The following is a 3,499-nucleotide window of genomic DNA, read 5'->3' on the forward strand; positions in this document are numbered from 1 at the left end:
TGGAGATAGACATTGATGCTGTTCCTGATTCTCGCCCTACGCTTTTTGCGGAGTTGCTATGAGCCGCTGGCCTCAACTCACCCTGACACGTAGGGACGTCGGGCTGGGCCCCACCGACAGTTTGTATTGGGTTGCCTCACGGGCCTTTGCCCGCTCTGGCGCTGTGACACAGAACGGCACGGGCCGCGGCTTCCGGGTGCTGCGGGCCTCGTTCGCCACCCGGCTGCTGGCGGACGGCAATCCGCTGCCGGTGATCTCCGGAGCCCTCGGGCACCGGGGAATCACCTCGGCGAAACACTACCTCGCCGCCGACGACGAGCGCATGCGGGCATGTTGTCTCGACTTCGCTGGCATCGAGCCGAAAAGGGCACGGTCATGAGCGGCCTCCTCAGCGGCCTGGCCGCCCCGATGCAGTCGCTGCTTGAGGTCAAACACGCGACGGGGTTGCCCTACGTGACCTCCGAGTCGCATCTGCGCCATTTCGACCAAATGTGTGCCGAAAACTTCCCTGGCCAATCGAGCCTGACGAAGGAGATAGCGATGGCCTGGGCCGTCGCCCGGCCCACCGAGCACGTCAACGGTCAGCTGCGCCGGATCACGCCGATCCGGCAACTGGCCAAACACATGGGCGCGCTCGGGATGAGCGCCTATGTCATCCCGTCGGGCATTCCCGGCAAACAAATCCGTTACCGCCCACATATTTTCTCCCACGCGCAGCTGCGGTCCCTCTTCGACGTCGCCGACAACATCCAGGCCACCGGCTATGGCGGCAGACGGGAGGTGATCATCCCGGTGATCTTCCGGATAATCTACTGCCTGGGACTTCGGCCGAGTGAAGCCCGCACGCTGCACCGCAACGACGTGGACCTGGCCCGCGGAGCGGTGAGTATCCGGCAGTCCAAAGGACACAAGGACCGAATCGTGTTTCTGTCGCCCGACCTGCACGACTACTGCCGAAACTATGACGCCACGATCAGCGGGTTCCATCCGGATCGGACGCCGTTCTTCCCGAACCGTTCTGGAAGTTTCTATAGCGACTGCACAATCGACTACTGGTTCCAGCAGCTGTTGGCCGCCGCCGACCCGCCTGTCGTGTTCAGCCCGGGTTCGCCGCCGCGTGTTTACGACCTCCGCCACGCCCACGTCATCGAGAACATCAACCGGTGGGTCCTCGCCGGAAAGGACCCGGAAGCGTTGGTGGCCTACCTGAGTTTGCACCTCGGACACGCCAATACCGAGGACACCTGGTACTACTTCCACTTGGCCGCGGACTTCCACGTCGACCTGCGCCGGATCGCGAACACCGGAATCGAAGGCTCTTTGCTGGAGGCCTCTGATGGCCTCCGATGAGTTCTTCCACTTGGTCCGCTCCTGGCTGACCGTCCACCTGCCCCGGTCGCGCCGGCTCAGCCCCCACACCATCCGCTCCTACAGAACCGCGCTGAACGCCCTGCTCGACTACCTCCGCGAGTCGCAGCACCTTTCCCTGGCCGAGGTCAGCTTCGAGGCGATCAACCGCTCCACCATCACCGCCTTTCTCACCTGGCTGCTGGAGACCCGGAATCTCGGTGCTTCGTCCGCCAACCAGCGCCTGGCCGCGGTCAAGTCGTTCCTGTCCTACTGCGCCGGCGAGGACCCGGCGCTCGTGTCGATCTGGCTGGAAGTCGCCCAGGTCAAACCCGCCCGAACACCGACGCGGGCGCCAGACGGGTTAAGCATGCCCGCCGTCGACGCGCTGATCCGCGCCCCCGGACAGCACACCAGCCACGGGCGCCGGGACACCACCTTCATCCTGCTCACCTTCGATGCCGCCGCGCGGATCCAGGAGATCCTGGACCTGACGCCGGCGGATATCGACACCACGATCGGCGCTGCACGGGTGACACTCACCGGCAAAGGGCGCAAAAGCAGAACCGTCCCGCTGATGGACACCACCGCGCGGCATCTCGACCAGTACTTGGCCGAGTTCCATCCCGGCACGACGGAGGCGGCAGAGTCGTTGTTCTTCACTATCCGGGCAGGTCTCCGCCACCAGATGAGCCAGGACAACATCTCCTACCTGCTCAACAAACACGCCACCGCGGCACATCAACACTGTTCGGAGGTCCCGGAGAAGATCCACGCCCACCAGCTTCGGCACGCCCGCGCGATGCAGATGCTGCGCGCAGGCGTTCCCCTTCCCCACATCAAGGAATTCCTCGGCCACGCGAATATCTCGACCACGAGCATCTATGCGTCGGCCGACAACCAGATGGTCCGCGAAGCGATCCAGAGAGCAGGCAGCTCCACTCCCGACCTCGCGCCGCTCTGGACAGGAGGCGACGACCTCATCCTCCAACTCGCCGGGCTGAAATGATTATCCCGAGGAAATGGGCACTCAGGCCGCCACCGCACACGCCTCGCGGCCAGAACTCGGGATAACAGAATCCTCGGGATAGTCTTTCGGCGCCCGGACTCTGCCCGGTAATACCGCGGCCGAGTAGTGCGCCGCCATCTCGCGGTAGGCGTCATTGAGGACGATCTCTCCCTCGCGGGGATGGGAGATCACCCCGGTCTTCAGGTTGTCGGGCACCAGGCGCGGGACGCTGCCGCCGAAGAAGGCGAACATTCCCGCATGGGCGCGCAGCCACGACTCCTGCCGCATATCCAGGCTCGCTTCCACGAACGCATACCGGCTGAAGGGCAGGCAGGCGACGAACAAATACACCTTCGAGATCTCACCCGTGGTCGGATCCAGCAGCTGCATCGTGGGCCCGGACCAGTCGACCTCGATGCTGCGGCCGGCCTTATGACCAACCCGGGACGACGCCCCGGTCACGGCGGCGTGCTCGCCATAGAGCCGGCAGAACCGGTCATAACTCATCACCGCCTGCCCTGCGCGAGAAGACGCGTCGACATACTCCTGGTGCAGCAGCTTCAACGTCACCCCCACCCGCGCCAGCTCGGTGTGCACCCGAGGCCAGTCCGGCTGCGCAAAGACACTCTCACGGACGCCACGGCCGGGAAACAACGCCGCATACACCTCGGCCTCCGACAGCTCGGTAACGTCATCCCAACCGAGACCTGCCAGCTCCGCCGCATCGAGGACCGCCTGAATGCTGTGCCGGGAAATCCCATGAGCGGACTCAATTGCTCTTCGCGACAGGCTTTGATTACGCAGCTGCAACACCAGCTTCGCCTTGATCTTCCGTACCATTACCGGTACTCCTTCCACCATGTGTCCGTCACATGGTGGAAGGAGCTTTTCAGGCGGTGCTCAACCACACCAACAGTGGTGCTCAACCACACCAATCGCGCTACCGGACGATGGCGCTCACCCGCACCACAAGTGGAGCCCACAGAAGCCAATATTCACGAAGACCACAACGGGAAGCGGAAAGCCCGGTCAGTGTTCCGCGCCGAGCCCCTACGTGTCAGGGTGAGTTGAGGCCAGCGGCTCATAGCAACTCCGCAAAAAGCGTAGGGCGAGAATCAGGAACAGCATCAATGTCTATCTCCA

3 protein-coding genes and 1 pseudogene are annotated in these 3,499 nt (G+C 63.6%); 3 read left to right on the forward strand and 1 reads right to left on the reverse strand.

Features of this window, described 5'->3' with window-relative positions:
• Positions 1 to 163 precede the first annotated feature (163 nt).
• Genes RCH07_RS19040 through RCH07_RS19050 form a run of 3 tightly spaced genes read left to right on the forward strand, consistent with a single transcriptional unit; the run spans position 164 to position 2,356 of the window.
• Positions 164 to 379 carry a tyrosine-type recombinase/integrase gene (locus RCH07_RS19040; RefSeq protein ID WP_326969059.1) on the forward strand — a complete coding sequence of 72 codons (216 nt, stop codon included), beginning with the start codon at positions 164 to 166 and terminating at the stop codon, positions 377 to 379.
• Complete coding sequence (locus RCH07_RS19045) at positions 376 to 1,350, forward strand: tyrosine-type recombinase/integrase (RefSeq protein ID WP_326969060.1); 975 nt, start codon at positions 376 to 378, stop codon at positions 1,348 to 1,350. The genes RCH07_RS19040 and RCH07_RS19045 overlap by 4 nt, the downstream gene beginning before the upstream one ends.
• Positions 1,337 to 2,356: a tyrosine-type recombinase/integrase gene (locus tag RCH07_RS19050; protein WP_326969061.1), complete on the forward strand. Its 1,020-nt coding sequence runs from the start codon at positions 1,337 to 1,339 to the stop codon at positions 2,354 to 2,356. Before RCH07_RS19045 ends, RCH07_RS19050 begins: the two co-directional genes overlap by 14 nt.
• 81 nt (positions 2,357 to 2,437) lie before the next feature.
• Here the strand turns inward: RCH07_RS19050 and istA are convergent.
• Positions 2,438 to 3,196: pseudogene (istA, locus tag RCH07_RS19055) on the reverse strand (IS21 family transposase); the annotation flags it as partial.
• Positions 3,197 to 3,499: the final 303 nt, after the last annotated feature.

This window comes from Arthrobacter sp. CG_A4 (assembly GCF_035985125.1).
Taxonomy (GTDB): domain Bacteria; phylum Actinomycetota; class Actinomycetes; order Actinomycetales; family Micrococcaceae; genus Arthrobacter.